We start from the raw sequence: 24,562 nt of genomic DNA, 5'->3' as shown, positions 1-24,562 counted from the left end.
GCGCTCAGGAGCGCTCGGGGACCAGGCGGCCCATGATGCGCTCGAGCGCCGCGAGGTCGTCGGCGTCGAGCCGCTCGACGAAGTGCGCGCGGACCCCGCGCAGATGGGTGACCGCGGCGGTGCGCAGGCGGTCGTAGCCGGTGTCGGTGAGCCGGGCGGTGACCCCGCGGCCGTCGTCGGCGACCTTGGCCCGGGCGACGAGCCCGACCCGTTCCAGCCGGTCGACGAGCCGGGTGACCCCGGAGCGGGAGAGCAGCACGGCGTCGGCCAGCTCGGTCATCCGCAGCCGGTGGCCGGGCGCCTCGGACAGCTGGACCAGCACGTCGTAGGCGGCCAGGGACAGCTGCTGCTCGCCCTCCAGCTCGGTCTCGAGCTGTCTGGTGACGCCCGCGTGCGCGCGTAGGAAGCTGCGCCACGACGCGAGCTCGGCCGGGGTCGGGACCACGCGGCGGCGCGCCGGGTGCTCGCGCGTCGGGGTGCCACTCGTGTCGTCCATCGCAGGAATGCTAGAGACACCCGCACCACCTCGTCAGCGCGGACGTGCCGGGCGACACCGCCGGTGACCCGGAGACCGCGGAAGCACCCACGTAGCATGGGGTGACGCGAGAGGAAAGAGGTCGTAGGAGCCCATGTCCGTCACCGGCAGCACCAGCACCGTCGTCGAGGCCGTGCGCGCAGCCCTCGGCACCGTCGAGGACCCGGAGATCCACAAGCCGATCACCGAGCTGGGGATGGTCAAGAGCGTCGACGTCTCCGCCGACGGCCTCGCCCACGTCGGGGTCTACCTGACCGTCGCGGGCTGCCCGATGCGCGAGACGATCACCTCCCGCGTCACCGAGGCGGTCTCGAAGGTCCCCGGCGTCGAGCGGGTCGAGGTCGAGCTCGACGTGATGAGCGACGAGCAGCGCACCGAGCTGCGCCGTTCGCTGCGCGGCGACGCCGACGAGCCCGTCATCCCCTTCGCCCAGCCCGGCTCGCTGACCCGCGTGTTCTGCGTGGCGTCCGGCAAGGGCGGCGTCGGCAAGTCCTCGGTCACCGTCAACCTGGCCGCGGCCATGGCCCGGCGCGGGATGAAGGTCGGCGTGGTCGACGCCGACATCTACGGCCACTCGGTCCCGCGCATGATCGGTGCCGCGGACCGGCCCACCAAGATCGAGAACATGATCATGCCGCCGCAGTCGCACGGCGTGAAGGTCATCTCGATCGGCATGTTCACCGACGGCAACACCCCGGTCGTCTGGCGTGGCCCGATGCTGCACCGCGCGCTGCAGCAGTTCCTCGCCGACGTGTTCTGGGGCGACCTGGACGTGCTGCTGCTCGACCTGCCGCCGGGTACCGGCGACGTCGCCATCTCCACCGCCCAGCTCGTGCCGAACGCCGAGCTGCTGGTCGTGACCACCCCGCAGCAGGCCGCCGCCGAGGTCGCCGAGCGGGCCGGGTCGATCTCCACCCAGACCCGCCAGCGCCTGGCCGGGGTCGTGGAGAACATGTCCTGGATGGAGATGCCCGACGGCTCGCGCAACGAGATCTTCGGCTCCGGTGGCGGGCAGATCGTCGCGGACTCGCTGAGCCGCACGGTCGGCACCACGGTGCCGCTGCTGGGCCAGATCCCGCTCGACGTCGCGCTGCGCGAGGGCGGCGACGCCGGGACCCCGATCGTGCTCGGCAAGCCGGAGTCGGCCGCGGCGCAGGCCCTCGACGCCATCGCGGAGAAGCTGACCGTGAAGGCCCGCGGTCTGGCCGGGATGAGCCTGAACATCTCCCCCGTCGGGCGCTGACCCGCACCTCCGACGACGAGGCCCCGCACACCGGCAGGTGTGCGGGGCCTCGTCCGTTCCCCCGGGGGCGGATCTCAGGACAGCGCGTCGTTCAGTGCCTTGGTCCAGAGCGCCAGGGCCTCGTCGACCTGCTCGGCGGTCACGACGAGCGCCGGGATCATCCGGACGACGTTGCCGTACACACCGCAGGTCAGCAGGAGCAGGCCCTGCGCGGCGGCCGCGGCGTGCACCTTCGCCGCGGTCGCGCCGTCGGGCTTGCCGTCGGCGTCGATGAACTCGATGCCGACCATCAGGCCCCGGCCGCGGACGTCGCCGATGGCGGCGATGCCCTGCGCGGCGTCCCGGACGCCGGCGAGGAGCTTCTCGCCCTGCACGCGGGCGTTCTCGACCAGGCCCTCGCCCTGCACGACCTCGAGCGTGGCGAGCGCGGCGGCACAGGCGACGGCGTTGCCGCCGTAGGTACCGCCCTGCGAGCCGGGCCACGCCTTCTCCATGAGGGCCTTCGGCGCGGCGATGGCCGAGAGCGGGAAGCCGGACGCGAGCCCCTTGGCGGTGACGATGATGTCCGGGGTGAGGCCCTCGGCGTGCTGGTGGCCCCAGAACTTCCCGGTGCGGCCGTAGCCGGTCTGGACCTCGTCGGCGATCAGCAGGATGCCGTGCCGGTCGGCGCGCTCGCGCAGCCCGTGCAGGAACGCGGGCGGGGTCGGGACGTAGCCGCCCTCGCCGAGCACCGGCTCGACGATGAACGCGGCGACGTCGGACGCCGGCGCGGTGCTCGCCAGCTGCCGGTCGAGCTCGGACAGGGCGAACGCGACGGCCTGCTCCTCGGACCAGCCGTAGCGGTAGGCGTAGGGGAAGGGCGCGAACGCGACCCCGCCCATCATCGGGGCGATCCCGGCCCGGATCTTCGCCCCGGAGGTGGTGAGCGCCGCGGCACCCATGGTGCGCCCGTGGAAGCCGCCGTCGAACGCGACGATCAGCTGCCGGCCGGTGGCCTGGCGGGCCAGCCGCACCGACGCCTCGACGGCCTCGGAGCCGGAGTTGGTGAAGAACACCGAGTCGATGCCCTCGGGCAGCACGTCGCCCATCCGCTCGACCAGCGTCAGCAGCGGCTGGTGCATCACGGTCGTGTACTGGCCGTGGATCAGCGTGGCCACCTGCTCCTGGGCGGCCGCGACGACCGTCGGGTGGCAGTGCCCGGTGGAGGTGACGCCGATGCCGGCGGTGAAGTCGAGGTGGCGGCGCCCATCGGTGTCGTACAGGTAGACGCCCTCACCGCGGGCGGCCTGGACCGGGGTGGCCTGCTTGAGCAGCGGGGACAGCTGTGCCATGGGTTCGCAGCTCCTGATACGTCGAGGGTGGTGCGTCTCGGGTTGTCGAGTTGTCGACAATCCTAGGGAAACACGGGCGGGTGGGTCCGGGCAAGGGTCGGTCGGGCCCGCCTTTGCTCTGCTCACCGATACGCAGCACGCGCCCGGAACGCCCCGGCGCTGCGACCCCGGGCGGGCCCGCGCTGCCGGGCGGACAGCCCTCGGCGGCGTCGAGATGCAGCTCAACGGGAGTTGTCGATCTCCACGGCCCGCTGGGATGCATCTCGGCGCACGCTCGACCCGGGTGGCCGGCCCGTCGTGCGGCCGCCGGGCGCCGGCGCGGGGCCGGTGCTGCGTATCGGTGAGCAGAGCAAAGGGACGGGCGAAGGACCCCCACATCCCGGACGTGGCGACGAGGAAGCCCTGGTCAGGCCAGTAGTGCGGCGATCACCAGCAGCACCGGGACGGCGACGACGGTCGAGGCCAGCGCCACGTCGCGGGCCAGCGGGACGGCGCGGTCGTAGCGCACGGCGTAGCCGAACACGTTCTGCGCGGTGGGCAGGGCGGCCAGCACCACCGCGGCGAGCAGCGCCGGGCCCGTCAGGCCGAGCACACCCGCGGCGAAGGCCCACGCGATCAGCGGGTGCAGCACGTTCTTGATCAGGACGGCGGTCCACACCGAGCCCGCGGTCTCCCCCGTCCCGGGGCGGCGGGCGCCGTGCAGGGAGATCCCGAACGCGAGCAGCATGGCGGGCACCGCGAGGTCGGCGAGCAGCTCGACCGGGGCGGTCACCGGCTCGGGCAGCACGACGCCCGTCGCGGAGACGGTCAGCCCGGCGGCGGTGGCGATCGCGATCGGGTTGCGCAGCGGGGCGAGGGCGACCCGGACCCACCCGGGGCGTTCACCGCGGCCGTCGCCGGGCAGGACGTCCATCAGGGTGGTGAACAGCGGCGTCAGGATCGCGAGCTGGAACAGCAGCACCGGGGCGACGGCGGCGGAGTCGCCGAGCACGTAGGCCGCGATCGGGATGCCGAGGTTGCCCGCGTTGACGTAGCCGGACGCCATCGACCCGACGACGACCTCGCCTGCCGGGCGGCGGCGCAGCAGCGCGACCGGCACGAACAGCAGGCAGGCCAGGGTGCTGGTGAGCGCGGTGACGACCAGCCCCGAGGACAGGACGGCGCCGACGTCCGAACGGCTGAGCGTGGTGAACAGCAGCGCGGGCGTCGCGACGAAGAAGGCGGTGCGGGCGAGGACCTTCGAACCCTGGTCACCGAGCAGGCCTCCGCGGCCGAGGACGTACCCGACGACCACGACGACGCCGATGACCAGGAAACCTTCGAGGACACCCACCACGTGCCGACATGTTACGTATGCGAACTAGTCCCCGGGGTGTCCGGCGGTTCGGTTCACAGGCGCTCAGGCCGCCCCGGGCATCGCGGCGAGGATGCGGGTGACGGCGTCGTCCATGTGGGCGGCCAATCGGTCGAGCAGCAGCTCGGTGCGGCCGTCGCGCAGGGCGTCGCGCAGCCGTTCGTGCTCGGCGAGCAGCGCCCGGGCGGGCGGGGCCGTCTGCTGGAACGCGGCGAGGCACATCCGGGTCTCGACGAGCAGACCCTCGGTCATCCGGCGCAGCCGCGGGCTCCCCGACGCGGCGACGAGCGCGGCGTGGAAGTCGTGGTCGGCGTCGGCGAGGGCCACGGCGTCGCCCGCCTCGGCCGCGGCGGCCATCACGCCGAGCGGGATCTCCAGCGCGACGACGGCCGCCGCCAGGTCACCCTCCAACACCTTGAGCGCCGCGGCCCGCTCGACGGCGGTGCGGGCCAGGTAGACGTCACGGACGTCGTCGGGACCGAGCTCGCGCACGAACAGGCCGCGGTGGCGTTCGCTGCGCAGCAGACCCTCGGCGACGAGGCGCTGCATCGCCTCGCGCAGCGGGCCGCGGCTCACCCCCAGCCGGTTCGCGAGATCCACCTCGCCAAGCTGGGTGCCCGGCGCGAACGTGCCGCGCATGATCGCCGCACGGATCCGGTCGGCGACGATCTCCGCGGTGGAGCGCCGGCTCACCGGCTCGAGCTCCGAGACGTCCAGCCCCACGACTCACCCTCTCCGGAACAGTGTCCCCAGGCCGGGACGGTCGACGTCGGCCCCGGCGAGACGCAGTCCCTGCCAGATGCTCACCTGGTTCGCGGTCAGCACCGGCCTGCCCACGCGTGCGTCCAGCGCGTCGAGCACGTCCACGGTGTGCAGCGCGGTGTCGGGCAGCAGCACCGCGTCGGCGCCGGGCGCGTCCGAGGCCACCGCGGCGGCGAACTCCAGCACGGTCTCGGGCGGCAACGTCCCGACCTCGGCGGCGGTGATGATGTCGCGGGCGGACAGCGTGTGCACGGAGATGTCGTGGTGGGTCAGGAAGTGCACGAAGGCACCGGCGACGTCCGGCGGATAGGTCGCCCCGACCGCCACCGAACGGATCCCGAGCCGCCGGCAGGCGTCGACGAAGGCGAACGACGTGCTCGACGTCGGCACCCCCGACACCCGTTCCAGCGCCGCGACCTGCCGGGCGGCACCCTCGGGGCCGAAGATGAACGACCCCGAGGTGCAGGCCCAGACGACCGCGTCCAGCGGGCCCGCCTCCGCGGCGACCCGGCGCGCGCCGTCGGCGAGGACCTCGTCGCCGCCGATGGTCAGCAGCGCGTCCTCGCGGTGGGCGTCCTCGGGCATCGCGGTGTGGACGAGGGCGAGCCGGCTGCCGTCGGTCAGCAGCTTCTCGGCGCGCGGGTAGTCGTCCTCGGCGGAGAAGCCCGGGTAGAGGAATCCGACCGTGCTCATGTTGTCGACAATCCTACAGAGACCGCCTCACCGCAAGGGTCACGACGCCCGCGAGTAGACGAGCCGCTCCCCCACGCTGCCCGCGCGCCACACGTCGTGACAGGCGGTCGCCATCTCCTCGAGCCCGTCGACGATGGTGGCGAACACGTTGCCCGGCACCCAGCCGACATCGCCGTTGAGCAGCAGGTTGTTGCGCCCGTAGAAGATCGCGAGGTCGATCCCGCCCTCGGCGGCGTCGATGCCCTGGTCGTCCTTGAACGCGCTGTCGAGCATCCCGCCGTGGAAGTCGAAGTAGCAGACGTCGCCCGGGATGGGCGTGACCGTCGGGTTCTCCTGCCCGATCCGCGGACCGAACCGCGAGACGATCGTGTAGACCTCGTTGCGGGCGTACTTGGCGTGCTGCGCGTCGCCACCCCGCGGGCCGTCGGCCAGCGCCTCCCAGACCGCCGCGGCGGTGCGCGGGGCCTCGGCCTCCAGCAGTCTCGCGGTGCACGCGACGCCACGCTTCGCGAGTTCGATCCTGATCAGCTTCGTCATCCGATCCCCCTGTCCGATACGCGGATTGTTGACAATCGTAGGTGCGCTTCCTAGCGTGTCAACGCCGCCCGACCTCCCTACCGACAGGATCTACCGTTGCCGGTTTCCGCTGGTCAGGACCCCATCACCGTCGCCGTGCTGCACAGTGGGGAGACCCCGCCCGGGCTCGAGCGGCACGCCGGTGACGCACGTCTCCGCTTCGCCGCCGACGCCGGCGAGCTCGCCGCCGCGTTGCCCGGCTGCGACGTGCTGCTCACCTGGGACTTCACCTCCGACGCCGTCAAGGACGTCTGGGAGGCCACCGACACCGCGGCGCTGCGCTGGGTGCACACCGCCAGCGCCGGCGTCGACCGGGTCGCGTTCCCCGCGCTGCTCGCCTCGGGTGCGACGCTGACGAACTCGCGCGGGGTGTTCGACCGCCCGATCGCCGAGTTCGTGCTCGGCGCGGTGATCGCGTTCGCCAAGGACACCGCCCGCTCGCTCGCGCTGCAGCGGGAGCGGACCTGGCGCCACCGCGAGACCGAGACCGTCGCCGGGAAGGTCGCGACGGTCGTCGGGAGCGGGCCGATCGGGCGCGCCGTCGCCGACCTGCTGGGCGCGGTCGGGATGCGGGTGCGGCTGGTCGGCCGGCGCGCCGCGGACGGCGTGCACGCCTTCGACGAGCTGCCCGGCCTGCTGCCCGACACCGACCACCTGGTGCTCGCCGCCCCGCTGACCGAGGCGACCCGCGGGATGCTGCACGCCGGGACGATCGCCCTGCTGCCCGAGCGGGCGCGGGTCGTCAACGTCGGCCGGGGCGCGCTCGTCGTGCAGGACGACCTGACCGACGCGCTCGCGACCGGGCGGCTCGCCGGCGCCGCCCTGGACGTGTTCGAGGTCGAGCCGCTGCCCGCGACCTCGCCGCTGTGGACGATGGAGCACGTGCTCCTCTCCCCGCACATGTCCGGTGACGTCGTCGGCTGGAAGGACATGCTCGTCGAGCTGTTCGCCGACAACCTCACGCGCTTCCGGGACGGCCGGGAGCTGCGCAACGTGGTGGACCCCGAACGTGGGTACGTGAGCTCATCCGCAGGAAAGGTGTGACTGCCGTGACGACCGCAGACCTCAGCGCCACCGAGCTGCTGGCGGGCTACCGCAGCGGCGAGATCTCGCCGGTGCAGGCCACCCGCGACGCGCTGGACCGGATCGAGGCCCACGACGGCGCGGTGAACGCGTTCTGCCTGGTCGACGCCGACTCGGCGCTGTCGCAGGCGAAGGACTCCGAGGCGCGCTGGCAGGCCGGGGAGCCGGTCGGGCCGCTCGACGGCGTCCCCACCTCGATCAAGGACATGCTCCTGACCATCGGCTGGCCCACCCGCCGCGGCTCGACGACGACGTCGCCGGACGGGCCGTTCGAGGTCGACGGCCCGCCGGTGGCCAGGGTCCGCGCCGCGGGTGCGGTGCTGATCGGGAAGAACACCACGCCCGAGCTGGCGTGGAAGGGCGTGACCGACTCACCGCTGACCGGCGTCACCACCAACCCGTGGGACCCGACGAGGACGGCCGGCGGCTCGTCCGGGGGCTCGGCGTCGGCCGTCGGGCTGGGGATGGGCCCGCTGTCGCTGGGCACCGACGCCGGCGGCTCGGTCCGCATCCCGGCCGCGTTCACCGGCACCGTCGCGCACAAGCCGACCTACGGCCGGATCGCCCACTACCCCGGTTCGGCGTTCGGGACGCTCGCCCACGTCGGCCCGATGACCCGCACCGTCGACGACGCCGCGCTGCTGCACGACGTCGTCGCCCAGCCCGACACCCGCGACCCGTGGGTGTTCGACGTGCCCCGCGAGTCCGCCGTCGAGCGGCTCGCCGGGGGCGCGCAGGGCCTGCGGATCGCGTTCTCCCCCACCCTCGGGTTCGTCGACGTCGACCCGGAGGTGGCGGCGCTGGTCGCCGAGGCGGTCGCGGTGTTCGCCCGTGAGCTCGGCGCGACCGTCGAGAACGCCGACCCCGGTTTCGCCGACCCGATCGAGCCGTTCCACACGCTCTGGTTCGCCGCGGCCGCGAAGTCCCTGGAGCCGATCGGCGCCGAGGCCAGGAAGGCCATGGACCCGGCGCTGGTGGAGATCGCCGAGCAGGGCGCCGGGGTCTCGGCGCTGGACTACCTGGGCGCGATGGCCGTGCGCAACGAGCTGGGGACGCTGATGGGCGCCTTCCACTCCGAGTACGACCTGCTGCTCACCCCGACGCTGCCGATCACCGCGTTCGAGGGCGGCCGGGAGGTCCCCGAGGGCTGGCACGACCCACGCTGGACGTCGTGGACGCCGTTCACCTACCCGTTCAACATGACCCAGCAGCCCGCGACGTCGGTGCCGTGCGGCTTCACCTCCGCCGGGCTGCCGGTGGGGCTGCAGGTCGTCGGGCCGCGGCACGCCGACGCCACGGTGCTGGCCGCCGCGCACGCCTACCAGCAGGCGACGACCCACCACCTGCGCAGGCCCCCGCTGCTGGGCTGACCCCGTCCCGTACGACGCCGGCGCCGCACCCCGGGATCGGGTGCGGCGCCGGGGGCGTCGGAGCGGGTGGGCTCAGGTGGCGTCCCAGTCGACCGGGGGCTTCTCCCCCGAGGTGAGCGGGGGCTGCGGCTCCCGGACGGGCGGCGGGGTGCTCGCCGCGGCCGCGCCCCCGGCCGCCGCCGCGCCGCCGGCCGCCGCGGCGGTCCCGGCGCCGGGGGCGAAGCCGTTCGGCTTGACCGGGCCGGCGAACCCGTCGTCGGAGAACAGGCTGCGGGTGATCGCGGTGCGCGGGTTGAGCGAGCGCAGGCTGCGCAGGTCGTTGAGGGGCTGCTGGATCTGGTCGAACTCCGGGCCCAGCTCCTTCTTCAGGTGGTTCTGGGCGCCGCTCGCGAACTCCTTGACCTGGCGGACCGCGCGACCGACCCAGGCCGCGGCCTCGGGCAGCCGTTCCGGGCCCAGGATGAAGAGCCCCGCCACGACCAGGACGAGGATCTCCGGCATGCCGATGTTCTCGAACACAGCGCCAGCGTACGGGTACTAGCGCTGCCCGAGCGTGACGGTCACGGTGAGCGGTCGTCCCTGGCGGACGAGACCGACCGGGACCTGCTCGCCGGGGGCGTGTTCGCGGACGGCGACGACGAGCTCGTCGGCACTGGCGATGGGGCGTCCGGCGACGTCGACGACGACGTCGCCGTCGGCGATCCCGGCCGCGGCCGCCGGTCCCCCGGCGACGACGTTCTGCACCTGGGCGCCGTCGGTGGCGCCGTCGGTGACCGAGCGGGCGTTGACACCGAGGTCGGCGTGCGCCACGCGGCCGGTGCGGATGAGCTCCTCGGCGATGGCGCGGGCGTCGTCGATCGGGATGGCGAAGCCCAGGCCGATCGAGCCGCCCTGCGCCCCGGACTCGGCGCCGCCCGCGCTACGGATCGCGGTGTTGATGCCGACGACGGCGCCGGTCGCGTCCACCAGCGGGCCGCCGGAGTTGCCGGGGTTGATCGCGGCGTCGGTCTGCACGGCGTCGATCACCGCGTCGCCCGCACTGCCCTCGGGGTCGAGCCGCACCGGGCGGTCGACGGCCGACACGATCCCCGTCGTCACCGTGCCCGCCAGGCCGAACGGCGACCCGATCGCGATCACCGCGTCGCCGACGGCGAGCTCGCCGGAGCGGCCGATCGCGGCGACCGTCGGGTTCGCGACGGGCACCTTGACCACCGCGAGGTCGGTCATCGGGTCCGCGCCGACCACGGTGGCCGGGACGCGGGAGCCGTCGGAGAACAGGGCCTCGATGGTGCCCTGGCCCGGTCCGGTCGCCGGCGCGACGACGTGGTCGTTGGTGAGCACGTAGCCCGCGGGGTCGATCACGACGCCGGAACCGTTGCCCGCCTGGTTGCCGACGGTCACCTCCAGCGAGACGACCGCGGGCAGCACCCGCGAGGCGACCTCCGACACCGAGCCGGGCGGCCGTTCCCGGGCGGGCTCGGTCGCGCTCAGCACGGCTCCGGGGCTGGTCAGTGCGCTCGCCGCGGTGGCCGTCCAGTGCCCGATCAGGCCGCCCGCCGCACCGACGACGAGGGCGAGCACGCCGAGCAGCGCCAGCGCGCGCGGCTGTACCCGCCTGCCGAACAGGACCTCGCGGACGCTCAGCCGGGGGCCGTCGGGCCGGGGACCCCCACCGGGGCCGTCGCCGTCGCCGGGCGGAGGGGCGGCGACGACCGGCGTGCCCGGGTCGCGCCACGGGTCGCCGGTCGAGCCGCCGGGCCAGAACGGGTCCTGCTCGGCGCTCTGCTCACCACCGCGCAGCGCGTCGCCCGACGCACCGGGCGGACGCTGCAGACCACCGGCGGGGTCGCCGTCGGGTGTGCGGTCCGGGCGGCCGAACGCGCGGGCGACCGCGGCGGTCGGTGGGGGCACCGTCGGCAGCGATTCGTTCGACCCGAGGTGCGACGACGGCGGCGCGAACGAGCTGCCGACGCCGTCCGGGCGGCCGAAGGCGGCCTGCTCACCGGGGTCGGTCGCGGGACGGTCCAGCGGGCGGGGGCGCAGCCGCGGCGGGGCGGAGCCGTGGGCCTCCGGGTCGGCTGCGCCGTCCGGGCGGGTGCCGCGGTCGTCGCTCACCGGGTCACCCCGGAGCCCGGGGAGACTGCTCCCGACGATCGATCAGCCGGCACGGCGTCCACCCAGTACACCCGCACAGCCTGCCCGGCGGGCGGTGAAGTCGGTGTATCGGTGACGCGTCAGGGCGTCGGGGAGATGTCGGCGTCACCGGTCGGCGTGGCCGAGGTCGTCGGCGACAGCGGCGCACCGGTCGAGCCCACCGTGGTGGCGGCCGGGACGGCCGTCCGCCGCGACGAGGCGGGCACCGGGGTGGCCGCGAACCGGGCGACGGCCGCGGCACCCGGGCCGGGGACGACCGGCCCGGCCGGGGTGGCGGTCGTGGCGGCGGGCAGACCGAACGCGAGCGCGCCGAGCGCCAGCCCGGACACGGCGGCGCCGGTGCCCAGACGCACCCGACGCGACCGGCCGGCGCGACGGCCGTGGTCGCCCTCGACCGGCGCCGGGCGGAGCACCGACACGAGCTGACCGTCCGGGGTGAGCGACAGGCCCGCCGGCGGCGGGGGCAGCTCGGTGTCCTGCGGGATCGCGCGCAGCGTCGACATCAGCGACGGCGGCAGCGTGGGGGCGTCGGCACCGCGCAGCGCGGTACGGGCCCGCCGCTGCTCGGCGACCTCCACCGCGCAGTCGGGGCAACGCTCGAGGTGGCGGGTGGCGCGGTCGTGCGGACCGGCGGCCAGCTCGTCGTCCACGAAGGCGACGACCGCCTCGAGCGTCAGGTGGGTCGTCCCCCAGTCCGGGGGGACGACCTGGAAACGCCGTCGCTCGGTCACGGGACCAACTCTGCCACCGGACCGCGGTCGGATGCCACCGCCTGCTCCTCCACCGCGGCCGCGCGGTGCCGCTCCAGCGACGCCCGCAGCGCGGTCCGGCCCCGGTGGATGCGGCTGCGGACGGTGCCGAGCTTCACCCCGAGGGTGGCGCCGATCTCCTCGTAGGACAGGCCCTCGACGTCGCACAGGACAACGGCGACCCGGAAGTCCGGGGGCAGCTCGTCCAGCGCGGCCTGCAGGTGCGGGTCGAGGTGGTTGATCGCGAACACGGTCTCGGGTTCGGGGCCGCCGCCCGGGAGCCGGTCGGTGTCCTCGGGCAGGCCCTCCATCCGCAGCCGGGCGCGGCGGCGGACCATGTCGAGGAACAGGTTCGTGGTGATGCGGTGCAGCCAGCCCTCGAAGGTGCCCGGCTTGTAGGACGCCAGGGACCGGAACACCCGGATGAAGGTCTCCTGGGTGAGGTCCTCGGCGTCGTGCTGGTTGCCGGACAGGCGGTAGGCGAGTCGGTAGACGCGGTCGGCGTGCTCCCGGACGACCTCGTCCCAGGTGGGCGGGGTCCAGTCGGCACCCTCACCGGGGCGGGTACCGGCGGCGGCGTCCCGGAACGGGGCGTCGTCGGTTGCGCGAGGGGCGGACATCGGGGCGGGGCACCTCCGTGGAGTCGCGACCGTGTCGTGGTGTCGATCGGCCGCGAGGCTTCGTTCGTTGCACCACAGACTGCCCGCCACCCATGAGGAGGATGTGAAACCCGTCTGAGAGAAGTCTGTGAAACCGACGACGGATCATGCGGCGATAATCTTGCGCCATGAGCACACCCGCGGGGGCGGCCGCGTACGCCGAGGGCTACCTCGCCGAGGACGACGCGTGCGGCGAGGCCCGCGCACTGGGCACGGCGGCGGGCGCGCACCCCATCTCCGCGGCGGGCGGGGCGGCGCTGTCGGTGCTCGCCGCGACGGTCTCCGCGCGGGCCGTCGTCGAGATCGGGACCGGAGCCGGGGTGAGCGGGCTGTACCTGCTGCGCGGCATGGCCGGGGACGGGACGCTGACCACCATCGACGTCGACCCGGAGCTGCAGCGCTCGGCCCGGCGCACCTTCCTCGCCGCCGGGTACGGGCCCGGGCGCGCGCGGCTGATCAACGGGATGGCACTGGAGGTGCTGCCGCGGCTGACCGACGGCGGCTACGACCTCGTCGTCGCCGACGCCGTCCCCGCCGAGTACCCCGGCTACCTGGCCGAGGCGATCCGGCTGCTGCGGCCGGGCGGGGTGCTGGTGCTGGAGGGTGTGCTCGACGGCGGCCGGGTCGCCGAGCCCGGTGCCGCGCACGGCCCGGGTACGGCCGCACTGCGCGAGACCGCCGCGCTGGTCCGCGACGACGAGCGCCTGCTGTCGGCGCTGCTCCCGGTCGCGGACGGGATGCTCTGCGCCGTCCGCAGGTGAGCGGAGCGAACGCGGCACCGGCACCGGCAGGTGAGCGCTACTGTGCCGTGACGCCCTTGCCCAGGACGACGACGCCGCCGTTGGAGACGGTGTAGCGGCTGCGGTCGAGGTTCAGGTCGACGCCGATCAGGGCGCCGTCGGGGACCACGACGTTCTTGTCGAGGATCGCCCGGCGCACGACCGCGCCCCGGCCGATCCGGGCGCCCGGCAGCACGACCGAGTCCGAGACCTCCGCGCCGCCCGACACCGACACGTTCGGGCTGATGACCGACCGGCGCACGATCGCCCCGGAGATGATCGTGCCCGCGCCGACGATCGAGTCCTGCGCGATGCCGCCCTCGACGAACTTCGCCGGCGGCAGCGCGGGCACCGCGGTGCGGATGGGCCAGCGCTGGTTGTAGAGGTTGAAGATCGGGTGCACCGAGACGAGGTCGGTGTGCGCGTCGTAGTAGGCGTCGATGGTCCCGACGTCGCGCCAGTAGCCGGCGTCGCGCTCGGTGGCGCCGGGGACGACGTTGTCGGCGAAGTCGTAGACGTGCGCGTCACCCTTGGCGACGAGCGCCGGGATGATGTCCCCGCCCATGTCGTGGTCGGAGTCGGCGTTCGCCGCGTCGGCCTTCAGCGCGTCGAGCAGTGCCTCGGTGGTGAACACGTAGTTGCCCATCGAGGCGAAGGTCACCTCGGGATCGTCCGGCACGTGCGGCGGGTCGGACGGCTTCTCGAGGAACTCGGTGATGCGGCCGGTCTCGTCGGAGGCGATGCAGCCGAACGCCTTGGCCTCGGCCCGCGGCACCCGGATCCCCGCGACGGTGACGCCCGCGCCGGACTCGGCGTGCTGGGCGATCATCTGCGCCGGGTCCATCCGGTAGACGTGGTCGGCGCCGAACACGGCGATGTACTCGGGCTGGTCGTCGTAGACCAGGTTGAGGCTCTGGAAGATCGCGTCCGCCGAGCCGGTGTACCAGCGCCTGCCGAGCCGCTGCTGGGCCGGGACGGTGGTGATGTACTGGTCGAGCACCGACGACAGCCGCCACGTCGTCGAGATGTGCCGGTCCAGCGAGTGCGACTTGTACTGGGTCAGCACGCACAGCCGGTCCATCCCGCAGTTCACGAGGTTGGACAGCACGAAGTCGATGAGCCGGTAGTTGCCACCGAACGGGACGGCGGGCTTGGCACGGTCCGCGGTGAGCGGCCAGAGCCGCTTCCCCTCGCCACCGGCCAGCACGATGCCGAGAACCCTTCCGGGAAGACGTCCGGACGCGGTCGGTCGCATGGCGTGAACACTAGTGGGCGCCCGGTGGCGGGGCCATACGTCCGGGCCCGCCGGGCAGGGTCGGACCGGATCGGACGCAGCGATCGCCCGGCGGACTCCTCGCGCCGCGTCCGCCCGCCCCGGTAGCGTCCCGGCCCGTGCGCGTCGGCCTTCTCACCCGTGAATACCCGCCCGCCGTCTACGGCGGCGCCGGAGTCCACGTGGGACATCTCGTCCCCGCCCTGCGGGAGCTCGTCGACGTCGACGTGCACTGCTTCGCCGAACCGGGCAGCGACGCCCCGGCCGACGCGCGCGCACACTCCGCGCCGCCGCTGCCGGACGGGGCGAACGCGGCGCTGACCACGCTCGGGGTGGACCTGTCGATGGCCGCCGAGCTGGAGCGCTGCGACGTGCTGCACTCCCACACCTGGTACGCCAACATGGCGGGCCACATCGGCGGCCTGCTGCACGGGCGCCCGCACGTGGTCACGGCCCACTCGCTGGAGCCGCTGCGGCCGTGGAAGGCCGAGCAGCTCGGCGGCGGGTACCGGCTGTCGTCGTGGGTGGAGCGGACCGCCTACGAGGCGGCGGACGCCGTCATCGCGGTCTCCCACGGCATGCGCCGCGACGTGCTGAACGCCTACCCCGCGATCGACCCGGACCTGGTGCACGTGGTGCACAACGGCATCGACACGCAGTTCTACGCGCCCGACCCGGCCCGCGACGCGCTGCTGGCGCACGGCGTCGACCCGGACCGGCCGCTCGTGGTGTTCGTCGGCCGGATCACCCGGCAGAAGGGCCTCGGGCACCTGGTCGCGGCGGCGCACCGGTTCGACCCGTCGGCGCAGGTCGTGCTGTGCGCGGGCGCCCCGGACACGAAGGAGATCGCGGCCGAGACCGAGCGGGCGGTGGCGGAGCTGTCCGCCTCGCGCGACGGCGTCGTGTGGATCCAGCGGATGCTCGCCACCGCCGAGGTCCGCCAGCTGCTGTCGGCGGCGACGGTGTTCGTGTGCCCCTCGGTCTACGAGCCGCTGGGCATCGTGAACCTGGAGGCGATGGCCTGCGGTACGGCCGTGGTCGCCTCCGACGTCGGCGGGATCCCGGAGGTCGTCGACGACGGCGTGACCGGCCTCCTCGCGCACTACGACCCGGCCGACACCGCCGCGTTCGAGGCGGCACTGGCCGAGGCGGTCAACGCGCTGGTCGCGGACCCGCGACGGGCCGCGACGATGGGTGAGCGGGGCCGGGAGCGTGCGGTCGCCGAGTTCGCCTGGGCCGAGATGGCCCGGCGGACGCTGGAGGTCTACGAGTCGGTGGCCTGAGGCCCGTCACCGGGCCCCGGGTACGACGACGGCGGGACCGGTTCCCCGGTCCCGCCGCGTCGTGTCCGTTCCGTCGGCCGTCAGCCGACGGTCGACTTCAGCGCCTCACTGAGGTCGGTGGCCTCGTCCGGGGTCATCTCGACGACGAGACGCCCGCCACCCTCGAGCGGGACGCGCATCACGATGCCCCGGCCCTCCTTGGTGACTTCCATGGGCCCGTCGCCGGTGCGGGGCTTCATCGCGGCCATTCGTCCGTCCTCCGTCAACATCCACAACTGTCGTTCCCCGGTGCGCGCTCGGGGCACGCGCCGACCGTGGGACCACATTGTCCCCCATCACCGGCGCCGAGGTGCAACCGAGGCGATCACGGCTCGGCAGCGATACCCGCGGCGTTCACGCAGCGCAACGGCCCGGCGACGCTACGGCGACCCCGGTCCGGTCCCCCGCGGGCCCTCCGGGGCGGCCCCGGCACGCCAGCAGTACGCGACGTGGTCGTCGACCAGACCGGTCGCCTGCATGAGTGCGTAGCAGGTGGTGGGACCGACGAACCGGAAGCCGCGCTTCTTGAGCGCCTTCGACAGCGCCGTCGACGCGGGTGTGGAGCCGGGGACGTCGGACAGCCGTGCCGGGCGCGGGTGGTCGGCCGGGTCGGGTGCGTAGGAGGCGAGGAACGCGCCGAGGTCGTCGCCGGCGTCGAGGAGGTCGAGCACGGCGCGGGCGTTGGAGATCGTGGCCTCGATCTTCATCCGGTTGCGGACGATCCGGGCGTCGCCGAGGAGGCGGGCCACGTCGTCGTCGCCGAAGCGGGCGACCGTGTCCGGGTCGAAGCCGGCGAAGACCTCGCGGAACGCCGGGCGCTTGCGCAGTACGACGATCCAGGACAGCCCGGACTGGAACGCTTCCAGGCTCATGCGCTCGAACCAGGCCGCGGTGCCGTGGACGGGGCGGCCCCACTCGTCGTCGTGGTAGGCGACGTAGTCCGGTGCTGAGAGCGCCCAGTCGCAGCGGGGGCGGTCGTCGTGGGCCGAGGGGCCGGGCGATGTCACCGGCCGGCCCGGTAGCGGTCCTCGGTCCGCTCGGCCATCCCGCGCAGCGAGTGCGCGACCCCGGCCCGGAACGCGGGGCGCACCAGCGGCCAGCCGAACCGGCCGAGCGCGCCGAGCGGCAGGTCGAGCAGCTCGGTCCACAGGAACCGCGACCGCGCCGGGCCCAGCTCCACGACGACGAACACGCCGTCGCCGCGGATCACGGTGCCGGTGTGGGTGACGACGATCCGCCGCTCCCCCGGCGCACCGGCGGGTGGTTCGGTCCACTCGGTGACCCGCATCGTGTCGGCGACGCCGAGCGGCCCGACCCCGGTGACCGCGCGCAGCTCGGTGCCGACCGAGCGGCCGTCGCCCGCGGTGATCTCGACGGTCGTGCCGAGCATCCAGTCCGACTGGCCCTCGAGGTCGGAGACGACCTCCCACAGGACGTCGGCGGGCACGTTGACGTCGACCGGGACCGTCAGCTCCACCCGGCCGCCACCGGCCGGCCGCACGCCCGGGGTGCGGTCGCCGACCCCGCCGTCGCGGCCGTCCCCGCTCCTGCCTGCGGTACCGCCGTCACCACTGCCGTCGTTGCTCGTCACCCGGGTCCTCCTCGGCGCGCATCCGCGCGATCGTCGCCTCCAACCGGGCCACCCGGTCGGCCAGCTCGTGCCGGTCGGTCCGGACCCGGTCCAGCTCGCCGGCCAGCCGGTCGAGTGCCCAGTCCACCTCAGCCATCCGGTATCCGCGCAGCACCTGCTGGAAACGCAGGTCACGGACGTCGGTTCCGGAGACCTCGCGGGCGGGCAGCCGGGTGGGTGTCGCGTCCGGGGCGAGCGGGGCGAGCTCCTCCCCGCGGCCGAAGACCGCGGCCGCCAACACGAACACCAGCGCGGCGACGCCGGCCAGGACGATCACGTACGCGAGGGCGGTCCCCATGCCGCCATCTCATCACGCCGGTCCGACGACGGGTCTCACCCCACGCGGGCGGCGGGTGCGACCACCGGCTCGGCGGACCCCCCGTCGCGCACCCGGCCTGGTGGGGGCCGGTCCACCTGGCGCAACGGACGGGTCTCGGTGCGCCATCCCGTCTCCGTACCGTGGCCGGGGAGGGCGTCGTCGGGGAGGAACGCGGTGAGTCCGGCGCCGGAGTCCTCGACCCCGCAGCGGGCCAGGGCCGTGGCGAGGACCTCGCGGGAGGTGCGGCCGAGCTCGTGCAGCGGGCGGTTGCGGTGCCGGCGCACGCCGAGGTCGGCCTGCGCGATGGCCGCGGTCCCGCCGACGACGGTGTCGGCGTCGGTGTCGAGCAGCAGGCCGATGTCGACGCCGTAGCCGGTCGCGAACGGGAGCCGGTCGAGCAGCTCGCGGGTGGCGGCGTACTCGCCCCCGATGGGCTGGCGGACGTGCCGCAGCCCGGGGCGGAGCGCGGCGAGCAGGGGGCGGGCGAGCAGCTCGGTGACGCGGCCGCCCTCGTGCCCGCTCGCCTCGTCGGGGCCGCAGGCACCACCGGGGCCGCCGGGGCCGGTGAGCGGACGCCGGTGGTAGCCCTTGACCAGCGCGGTCCCGGGCCGGGTGAGCAGCGGCGCGAGGAGCCGTTCGACGAGCTCGGGGTGCGGGTCGACGAGGTCGGCGTCGACGAAGCAGACCAGGTCGGCCGGGCGCGGCCCGTTCCCCAGGGCGACGACGGCGCGCCACATCGCCTCGCCCTTGCCCGGCAGCACGTGGACGCCGGGCACCGCCCGCTCGCGGCCGAGCACCCGTGCCCCGGCCGCCGCGGCGTACTCCGCGGTGCGGTCGGTGCTCCCGGAGTCGAGGACGACGAGGTCGTCGACCAGCGGGGACGGGCCCTCGCACAGCCGGGTCAGCCCGGCGACGAGCGCACCGACCGTCGCCTCCTCGTCCAGGGCGGGCAGGACGACGGCGATGCGACGGCCGTCCTTGCGGGCGGCGAGCCGGGCGGAGAGGGTCACGGGCTCAGGTGAGCGGACGGGCGCACTCGTCGAGCGCCGCGTCGGCCAGCCCGGCGGGGTCGGCCGGAGCGGAGTCGCCGCCGCGGACCTGCCGCAGCCGCTCGATCGGGGCCCGTGAGGCGAACCCGCGGTCGGCGAGGCCGGCGACCCAGTCGACGAGGCCGTCCCAGTGGCCGTCGGGGTCGAGCAGCACGACCGGCTTGCCGTGCAGGCCGAGCGACCCGGCGGTCCAGACCTCGAAGAGCTCCTCACAGGTCCCGATGCCGCCGGGCAGCGCGAGGAACGCGTCGGCACGATCCTCCATCTGCTGCTTGCGCTCGCGCATGCTCTCGACGACGAGCAGCTCGTCGCTGTCGTGGTCGGCCCACTCGCGCTCGACCATGGACCGCGGGATGACCCCGACGGTGCGGCCGCCTGCCTCCCGGGCGCCGGCCGCGACCGCACCCATCATCGACTTGCGGCCCCCGCCGGACACGAGCGTCCAGCCGCGGGCGGCGACGGCACGGCCGACCTCCCGGGCGAGGTCGAGGTAGTGCGGGGCGACGCCGTCGGAGCTGGCGCAGTAGACGCAGACGGCGAACCCGGGCTCCGGACCGGCCATCAGTGCGTCTCCTCCCAGGCGTGGTAGGCCTCGTTGACCACGTCGACGGCGTCGTCGATGTCGTCGGTGACGTGCAGCAGGTCGAGGTCCTTCTCGCTGATCTTGCCGTCGGTGAGGACGGTCTTGGCGATCCAGTCGTAGAGGCCGCCCCAGTAGTCGCTGCCGAGCAGGACGACCGGGAACTTCGTGACCTTCTTGGTCTGCACGAGGACGAGCGCCTCGAACAGCTCGTCGAGCGTGCCGAACCCGCCGGGCAGGCAGACGAACGCCTGCGAGTACTTCACGAACATCGTCTTGCGGGCGAAGAAGTAGCGGAAGTTGATCCCGAGGTCGACCCACGGGTTCAGGCCCTGCTCGAACGGCAGCTCGATGCCGAGCCCGACCGAGAGCCCGCCCGCCTCGGAGGCACCGCGGTTCGCGGCCTCCATCGCGCCCGGGCCGCCCCCGGTGATGACGGCGAACCCGGCTCCGGCGAGCCGCGCCCCGAGCTCGCGGCCCAGCTCGTACTCCGGGGAGCCGGCCTGCGTGCGGGCCGAGCCGAACACGGTCGCCGCGCGCGGGAGTTCGGCGAGCATCCCGAACCCCTCGACGAACTCGGCCTGGATCCGGAGCACCCGCCACGGGTCGGTGTGCACCCAGTCGGCCGGGCCCCGGGAGTCGAGCAGCCGCTGGTCGGTGGTGGTCGGCTCGATGCTGCGTTCGCCGCGCAGCACCACCGGGCCACGCTGCTTCTCGGGCTGCTTCTCGTGCAGCGTCCGGGGATCGGCGTTCTCGTCGGCCATGGCGATCACGGTATTCGGGCGGCGACGACCCGCCCCCGCCGGTGGGGTCGTCGGCGCTGTCGTCGGCGCTGTCGTCGGCGCGGGCCCGGCCGGCCGGCTCCGGTCAGGCGGGGTGGCCCGCGAGGTAGCGGCGCAGCACCTCGGTGCAGGCGGTGATCGCGTCCTCGGCGACGTGCTCTTCGCGGGTGTGGGCGAGGTTCGGGTCGCCGGGCCCGTAGTTCACCGCCGGGATGCCCAGCGCGGCGAAGCGGGAGACGTCGGTCCAGCCGTACTTCGCCCGCGGCACGGCCCCGGTCGCGGCGACGAACTCCGCGGCCGCCGTCGCGGACAGGCCCGGCAGCGCACCCGGCGAGAGGTCGGTGACGACGAGCGGGAACCCGTCGAACACCTCTCGGACGTGCTCGACGGCCTGCTCGGCGGACCGGTCCGGGGCGAACCGGAAGTTCACGGTGACGACGCACTCGTCCGGGACGACGTTGCCCGCGACCCCGCCGCCGATCCGCACGGCCTGCAGACCCTCGCGGTACTCGCAGCCGTCGATGTCCACCCACCGCGGCCGGTACGCCGCCAGCCGCGAGAGGATCTCCCCGGCCCGGTGGATCGCGTTGTCCCCCAGCCACGACCGCGCCGAGTGCGAGCGTCGTCCCGCGGTCCGCAGCTCGACGCGGAGGGTGCCCTGGCAGCCGGCCTCGAGGGTGCCGTCGGTGGGCTCGCCGAGGATCGCGAGGTCGGCGTCGAGCCAGTCCCGGTGCTCGCGCTCGATGCGGCCGAGCCCGTTGCGCTCCGCCTCGATCTCCTCGCAGTCGTAGAACACCAGGGTGAGGTCGTGCCTCGGCTCGGGCAGCGTGGCCGCGAGATGCGCGAAGACGGCATCGCCGGACTTCATGTCCGAGGTGCCGCAGCCGTGCACGATCCCGTCGGCGCGGCGCGACGGCACGTTGTCCGCGATCGGCACGGTGTCGATGTGCCCGGCCAGCAGCACGCGGTGCGGACGCCCCAGATCGGTGCGCGCGAGCACCGCGTCACCGGACCGCAGCACCTCCAGGTGCGGTGCCTGGGTCCGCAGCGCGGCCTCGAGCGCGTCGGCGAGGCGCCGCTCGTCCCCGGACACACTGGCGATGTCGACCATCGCGGCGGTCAGGGTCACCGGGTCGGACGTGAGGTCCAGCGCGGGCAGCGTCGTCGTCACCGGCCCGACGCTACCGACCCGCCCGGGCGCCCCTCCTCCGCGACCCGGCCGCGCGGGCACTCCGGACCGACCGCCGCGGCGCCGGATCGACGCCCCCGGCCCGTGCCGCGTCGCCGGGGGGGCTCCCTGGTCGTGGCTTTGCTCTGCTCACCAATACGCAGCACGGGCCCACGGGCGCCTCTCGCGCCCCTCCCGTCGCCCCCGGATCGGGGCAGGGTCGGGGCGTGAACGGTCTCCGTTCGCCTTCTGGGGGCGCCCCCGGACCTGCCCGCTGCGTATCGGTGAGCAGAGCAAAGCGACGCACGGACGGCCACCTCCGGGCGACCGATCCGGCCGCGGCCCGCCGCGTCGATCATCGCCGGCACCGGCGACGGCCCGGCTGTCCACAAGTGCGCGAGTTGTCCACAGGTTCGCAGGTCACCGGCGCATTCCGGGCTCGCGGAGGCAGGGTCGGTGCATGGACATCATCGAGGGCGACCGGCTGCCCGCGGAGCCGCCGCCGGCCCCGGTCGACGTCGTCGTCCCGGATCTGTCCGGCCTGGTCCGGCGGGTGCGGCGCAGCGCTGACCTATCGCAGCGGGAGCTCGCGGAGCGGACGGGGCTGGCGCCGTCGACGATCGCCCGGATCGAGAGCCGGTCGCTCGCGCCGGCGCTGGACACGCTGGCCGCGATCCTGTCGGTCGCGGGGCTGCGGCTGGTCGTCGTCGACGCGGAGAACCGGCGGGTGCCACCGATGGAGGACCCGCCGGGTGACCTGCGGGACGGGGCGGGGCGCAGGTTCCCGTCACATCTGGACGTGATCCTCGACCCGCTGCCCGGCGAGTGGTGGGGCGACCGGTACGGCTGCGCACGACCGCCGGAGACGTTCCACCGGGATCGGCCGCTGCGCGACGCGATGCGGCGGCGCAGCGTGTGGGAGGTGCGGGTCGCGCAGTTCCGCACCGTGCCGCCACCGCCGACCATCGAGCACTGGATGATGATGCAGGCCCGGTGCCGGGCGTGCGGGCGGCTGCCCGACCCGCCACCGCCGCCGTTCGCGCCGACCGCGGTGCTCCGCTACCTGCAGGCCGCGGCCCTCCTGCTCTCGGCACGGGCAGCCGATCATGAGGACGTGTCCCGGCGCACCCACCGCGGCGTGCCGTGGGCGACGGCGGGCCGGTAGGTTCGGGGCCCGTGAGCACCGAGTACCGCCGCGAAGGCGCTTCCGGAACCGGCCTGGCCACGGTCACGACCGACGGCACCGTCCTCGACGTCTGGTACCCGGCGCCGGTGCTGGCCGGGGGCTCGTCCGACGACGCCGTCGACCTGGCGCACCTCGTCGGGACCGACGAGCTGCGTGGAGTCCGCACCGAGATCGTGCGCACCGAGATCGCCTCGCTGGCCGACGCGCCCGCCGATGCCGCCGACGTCTACCTGCGGCTGCACCTGCTCAGCCACCGCCTCGTCCAGCCACACCAGGTGAACCTCGAGGGCCAGTTCGGGCTGCTCACCAACGTCGTCTGGACCAACCACGGCCCGTGCCCGGTGCCCGGGTTCGAGCTCACCCGGGCGACGCTGCGCGGCCGCGGCCCGGTGATCGTCACCCATGTCGACAAGTTCCCGCGGATGGTCGACTACGTGATCCCCGCCGGCGTCCGCATCGGTGACGCCGACCGCGTCCGGCTCGGCGCACACCTCGCCGAGGGCACGACCGTCATGCACGAGGGCTTCGTCAACTTCAACGCCGGCACTCTCGGCGCGTCGATGGTCGAGGGCCGGATCTCCGCCGGTGTCGTCGTCGGGGACGGCTCGGACGTCGGCGGCGGTGCCTCGATCATGGGGACGCTGTCCGGTGGCGGCAAGGAGGTCATCTCGATCGGCCGCCGCTGTCTGCTCGGCGCGAACGCGGGCCTGGGCATCTCCCTCGGCGACGACTGCGTGGTCGAGGCCGGTCTCTACCTCACGGCGGGCACCAAGGTCACGCTGCCCGACGGCAGCACCACCGCGGCGCGCGAGCTGTCCGGTCAGAACGGGCTGCTGCTGCGCCGCAACTCGGTGTCCGGCGCGGTCGAGGCGCTGGCCCGTACCGGCGACGGCATCGCCCTCAACGCAGCGCTGCACGCCAACTGACGGCCCGGCAGCGGTTCGCGGCGGAACGACCCACAGAAGCAGGACGGCAGGGACATGGTGGGTATGGACGGGGCTGCACAGCCTCCGGGGAACCTCTACGGCGCCGCGGACCTCGGTGAGCCGCTGACCGCGGGACCGCAGGACCCGCCGGTGGCGCACGTCCGCGCGCTGCTGGACAAGCGGCTGCGCGCGATGCTGCGGCACGAGCCCGGTGTGCGCGACGGATCCGAGATCGAGGACCTGCACCAGATGCGGGTCTCCGTGCGGCGGATGCGGGCGGCGCTCAAGGCTGCCCGCCCCCTGCTCGAGCACACCTGGGCGGACCTGCTGCGCGCCGAGCTCGGCCGGCTCGGCCGGGCGCTCGGCCCGGTGCGCGACCTCGACGTGATGATCGCCCGCCTCCGCGGTGAGGTGGCCACGCTGCCGTCGGCCGAACTGGCCGCCGGTGAGCGACTGATCGCGGTGCTGGAGGCCGAGCGGGTCGGTGCGCGGGCCGAGATGCTCGACGAGCTCGACTCCGACCGGCACGCGGCACTGCGTCGCTCGCTGGTCGAGGCCGTCTCCGCTCCGCTGCCGGAGCCGCCGGACGAGGTCGCCCGCCCCGAACTGATCGAGCTGGTCCGGGCCGAGACCCGCAAGCTCGTCAAGGCGGTGCGCCGGGCCGGGCCGAACCCGCCGGACATGACCCTGCACGACCTGCGGATCCGCACCAAGCGGCTGCGCTACACCGGTGAACTCGTCGAACCGGCGATGCGCGACGCGGACGGGTCCCGCACCGACGACGCCCGTCAGGTCCGCCGGATGTTGAAGGCCGCCGCCGGACTGCAGGAGGTCCTGGGGGACCACCAGGACGCCTGCGTCGCCGAGCACCGCATCCGCGCCCTGCTCGACGAGCTGGGCCCCGGCCCCGACGCCCACGAGGTCTTCGTCGGCGGCCGGTTGGTCGAGCGGGAGCGGGCCCGTGCCGAGGCGCTGCGCGAGCAGTGGTGGGCCGCGTGGGAACGTCTGGCCGAGCAGGCCGAGGCGCTCTGAGACGGCG

Annotated in this window: 27 protein-coding genes; 8 read left to right on the top strand and 19 right to left on the bottom strand. The window is 74.4% G+C overall.

The window, feature by feature from the left end:
- Window positions 1-4: 4 nt before the first annotated feature.
- Window positions 5-496, bottom strand: a complete 492-nt coding sequence (locus ZF1_RS05380) for a MarR family winged helix-turn-helix transcriptional regulator (protein WP_251785689.1) — start codon at window positions 494-496, stop codon at window positions 5-7.
- Between the two features lie 133 nt (window positions 497-629).
- On the opposite strand from ZF1_RS05380, the gene ZF1_RS05375 reads away from it, so the two are divergent.
- On the top strand, window positions 630-1,778 hold the full coding sequence (locus ZF1_RS05375; RefSeq protein WP_062400483.1) for an Mrp/NBP35 family ATP-binding protein: 1,149 nt from the start codon (window positions 630-632) through the stop codon (window positions 1,776-1,778).
- A 74-nt stretch (window positions 1,779-1,852) separates the two neighbouring features.
- On the opposite strand, the gene ZF1_RS05370 is transcribed toward ZF1_RS05375, so the two are convergent.
- The 5 genes from ZF1_RS05370 to ZF1_RS05350 form a co-directional block, all read right to left on the bottom strand.
- Window positions 1,853-3,109: an aspartate aminotransferase family protein gene (locus ZF1_RS05370; protein ID WP_482636638.1), complete on the bottom strand. Its 1,257-nt coding sequence runs from the start codon at window positions 3,107-3,109 to the stop codon at window positions 1,853-1,855.
- Window positions 3,110-3,515: 406 nt separating this feature from the next.
- Complete coding sequence (locus ZF1_RS05365) at window positions 3,516-4,445, bottom strand: AEC family transporter (protein WP_251785693.1); 930 nt, start codon at window positions 4,443-4,445, stop codon at window positions 3,516-3,518.
- Between the two features lie 63 nt (window positions 4,446-4,508).
- A complete protein-coding gene (locus tag ZF1_RS05360; protein WP_482638678.1) occupies window positions 4,509-5,180 on the bottom strand; it encodes a GntR family transcriptional regulator in 672 nt (223 codons plus the stop codon).
- Between the two features lie 9 nt (window positions 5,181-5,189).
- Entirely contained in the window at window positions 5,190-5,918 is a 729-nt protein-coding gene (locus ZF1_RS05355; RefSeq protein WP_251785694.1) for a maleate cis-trans isomerase family protein, read from the bottom strand.
- A gap of 39 nt (window positions 5,919-5,957) precedes the next feature.
- The gene (locus tag ZF1_RS05350; RefSeq protein ID WP_482636637.1) at window positions 5,958-6,455 is read right to left on the bottom strand and encodes a DUF3830 family protein; all 498 of its coding nucleotides are present in this window, start codon (window positions 6,453-6,455) and stop codon (window positions 5,958-5,960) included.
- A gap of 96 nt (window positions 6,456-6,551) precedes the next feature.
- Here ZF1_RS05350 and ZF1_RS05345 point away from each other — a divergent pair, with 96 nt between their 5' ends.
- Together ZF1_RS05345 and ZF1_RS05340 are read left to right on the top strand one after the other, a co-directional pair.
- On the top strand, window positions 6,552-7,538 hold the full coding sequence (locus ZF1_RS05345) for a D-2-hydroxyacid dehydrogenase (RefSeq protein WP_482636636.1): 987 nt from the start codon (window positions 6,552-6,554) through the stop codon (window positions 7,536-7,538).
- A 5-nt stretch (window positions 7,539-7,543) separates the two neighbouring features.
- Window positions 7,544-8,947 (top strand): amidase, encoded by a 1,404-nt coding sequence (locus ZF1_RS05340; protein WP_224403481.1) that lies wholly within the window; start codon window positions 7,544-7,546, stop codon window positions 8,945-8,947.
- A gap of 72 nt (window positions 8,948-9,019) precedes the next feature.
- Here the strand turns inward: ZF1_RS05340 and tatB are convergent, their stop codons facing one another.
- From tatB to sigE, 4 genes are all read right to left on the bottom strand, one after another.
- Complete coding sequence (gene tatB / locus ZF1_RS05335; RefSeq protein WP_482636635.1) at window positions 9,020-9,466, bottom strand: Sec-independent protein translocase family protein; 447 nt, start codon at window positions 9,464-9,466, stop codon at window positions 9,020-9,022.
- An 18-nt stretch (window positions 9,467-9,484) separates the two neighbouring features.
- Window positions 9,485-11,062 carry a S1C family serine protease gene (locus tag ZF1_RS05330; protein WP_482636634.1) on the bottom strand — a complete coding sequence of 526 codons (1,578 nt, stop codon included), beginning with the start codon at window positions 11,060-11,062 and terminating at the stop codon, window positions 9,485-9,487.
- A 119-nt stretch (window positions 11,063-11,181) separates the two neighbouring features.
- The gene (locus ZF1_RS05325) at window positions 11,182-11,832 is read right to left on the bottom strand and encodes an anti-sigma factor family protein (protein WP_251785706.1); all 651 of its coding nucleotides are present in this window, start codon (window positions 11,830-11,832) and stop codon (window positions 11,182-11,184) included.
- Window positions 11,829-12,470 carry an RNA polymerase sigma factor SigE gene (gene sigE, locus ZF1_RS05320; protein ID WP_482636633.1) on the bottom strand — a complete coding sequence of 214 codons (642 nt, stop codon included), beginning with the start codon at window positions 12,468-12,470 and terminating at the stop codon, window positions 11,829-11,831. The genes ZF1_RS05325 and sigE overlap by 4 nt, the downstream gene beginning before the upstream one ends.
- A gap of 167 nt (window positions 12,471-12,637) precedes the next feature.
- Between sigE and ZF1_RS05315 the strand changes: the two genes are divergently transcribed.
- Complete coding sequence (locus tag ZF1_RS05315) at window positions 12,638-13,270, top strand: O-methyltransferase (protein ID WP_062400469.1); 633 nt, start codon at window positions 12,638-12,640, stop codon at window positions 13,268-13,270.
- A 37-nt stretch (window positions 13,271-13,307) separates the two neighbouring features.
- Here ZF1_RS05315 and glgC read toward each other — a convergent pair whose 3' ends face one another.
- Window positions 13,308-14,543 carry a glucose-1-phosphate adenylyltransferase gene (gene glgC, locus ZF1_RS05310; RefSeq protein WP_208819300.1) on the bottom strand — a complete coding sequence of 412 codons (1,236 nt, stop codon included), beginning with the start codon at window positions 14,541-14,543 and terminating at the stop codon, window positions 13,308-13,310.
- Window positions 14,544-14,680: 137 nt separating this feature from the next.
- Here glgC and glgA point away from each other — a divergent pair, with 137 nt between their 5' ends.
- Window positions 14,681-15,844 (top strand): glycogen synthase, encoded by a 1,164-nt coding sequence (gene glgA, locus ZF1_RS05305; RefSeq protein ID WP_482636632.1) that lies wholly within the window; start codon window positions 14,681-14,683, stop codon window positions 15,842-15,844.
- Window positions 15,845-15,924: 80 nt separating this feature from the next.
- On the opposite strand, the gene ZF1_RS05300 is transcribed toward glgA, so the two are convergent.
- The 8 genes from ZF1_RS05300 to dapE all read right to left on the bottom strand — a co-directional run bounded on the left by ZF1_RS05300 (window position 15,925) and on the right by dapE (window position 21,402).
- On the bottom strand, window positions 15,925-16,092 hold the full coding sequence (locus ZF1_RS05300) for a DUF3117 domain-containing protein (RefSeq protein WP_010241564.1): 168 nt from the start codon (window positions 16,090-16,092) through the stop codon (window positions 15,925-15,927).
- 171 nt (window positions 16,093-16,263) lie between these two features.
- Window positions 16,264-16,890 (bottom strand): DNA-3-methyladenine glycosylase I, encoded by a 627-nt coding sequence (locus ZF1_RS05295; protein ID WP_482636631.1) that lies wholly within the window; start codon window positions 16,888-16,890, stop codon window positions 16,264-16,266.
- Entirely contained in the window at window positions 16,887-17,474 is a 588-nt protein-coding gene (locus ZF1_RS05290; protein ID WP_482636630.1) for an SRPBCC family protein, read from the bottom strand. Before ZF1_RS05290 ends, ZF1_RS05295 begins: the two co-directional genes overlap by 4 nt.
- Window positions 17,449-17,811 carry a DivIVA domain-containing protein gene (locus ZF1_RS05285; protein WP_178374339.1) on the bottom strand — a complete coding sequence of 121 codons (363 nt, stop codon included), beginning with the start codon at window positions 17,809-17,811 and terminating at the stop codon, window positions 17,449-17,451. Before ZF1_RS05285 ends, ZF1_RS05290 begins: the two co-directional genes overlap by 26 nt.
- Window positions 17,812-17,846: 35 nt before the next feature.
- On the bottom strand, window positions 17,847-18,842 hold the full coding sequence (locus ZF1_RS05280; RefSeq protein ID WP_482636629.1) for a glucosyl-3-phosphoglycerate synthase: 996 nt from the start codon (window positions 18,840-18,842) through the stop codon (window positions 17,847-17,849).
- Window positions 18,843-18,846: 4 nt separating this feature from the next.
- Window positions 18,847-19,443, bottom strand: a complete 597-nt coding sequence (locus ZF1_RS05275; RefSeq protein WP_405419146.1) for an LOG family protein — start codon at window positions 19,441-19,443, stop codon at window positions 18,847-18,849.
- Window positions 19,443-20,225 (bottom strand): LOG family protein, encoded by a 783-nt coding sequence (locus tag ZF1_RS05270; RefSeq protein WP_346108137.1) that lies wholly within the window; start codon window positions 20,223-20,225, stop codon window positions 19,443-19,445. The genes ZF1_RS05275 and ZF1_RS05270 overlap by 1 nt, the downstream gene beginning before the upstream one ends.
- A gap of 103 nt (window positions 20,226-20,328) precedes the next feature.
- Window positions 20,329-21,402 carry a succinyl-diaminopimelate desuccinylase gene (gene dapE, locus ZF1_RS05265; protein ID WP_405421596.1) on the bottom strand — a complete coding sequence of 358 codons (1,074 nt, stop codon included), beginning with the start codon at window positions 21,400-21,402 and terminating at the stop codon, window positions 20,329-20,331.
- A gap of 469 nt (window positions 21,403-21,871) precedes the next feature.
- Here dapE and ZF1_RS05260 point away from each other — a divergent pair, with 469 nt between their 5' ends.
- The 3 genes from ZF1_RS05260 (at window position 21,872) to ZF1_RS05250 (ending at window position 24,555) form a co-directional block, all read left to right on the top strand.
- Window positions 21,872-22,576: a helix-turn-helix domain-containing protein gene (locus ZF1_RS05260; RefSeq protein WP_405419148.1), complete on the top strand. Its 705-nt coding sequence runs from the start codon at window positions 21,872-21,874 to the stop codon at window positions 22,574-22,576.
- Between the two features lie 11 nt (window positions 22,577-22,587).
- A complete protein-coding gene (gene dapD, locus ZF1_RS05255) occupies window positions 22,588-23,523 on the top strand; it encodes a 2,3,4,5-tetrahydropyridine-2,6-dicarboxylate N-succinyltransferase (protein ID WP_405419151.1) in 936 nt (311 codons plus the stop codon).
- Between the two features lie 63 nt (window positions 23,524-23,586).
- Entirely contained in the window at window positions 23,587-24,555 is a 969-nt protein-coding gene (locus tag ZF1_RS05250) for a CHAD domain-containing protein (RefSeq protein WP_073577735.1), read from the top strand.
- Window positions 24,556-24,562: the final 7 nt, after the last annotated feature.

Source organism: Pseudonocardia sp. ZF1, from assembly GCF_056835605.1.
Note: the sequence above shows the minus strand (reverse complement) of the source record. Positions and strands in the feature narration are given on the sequence as shown.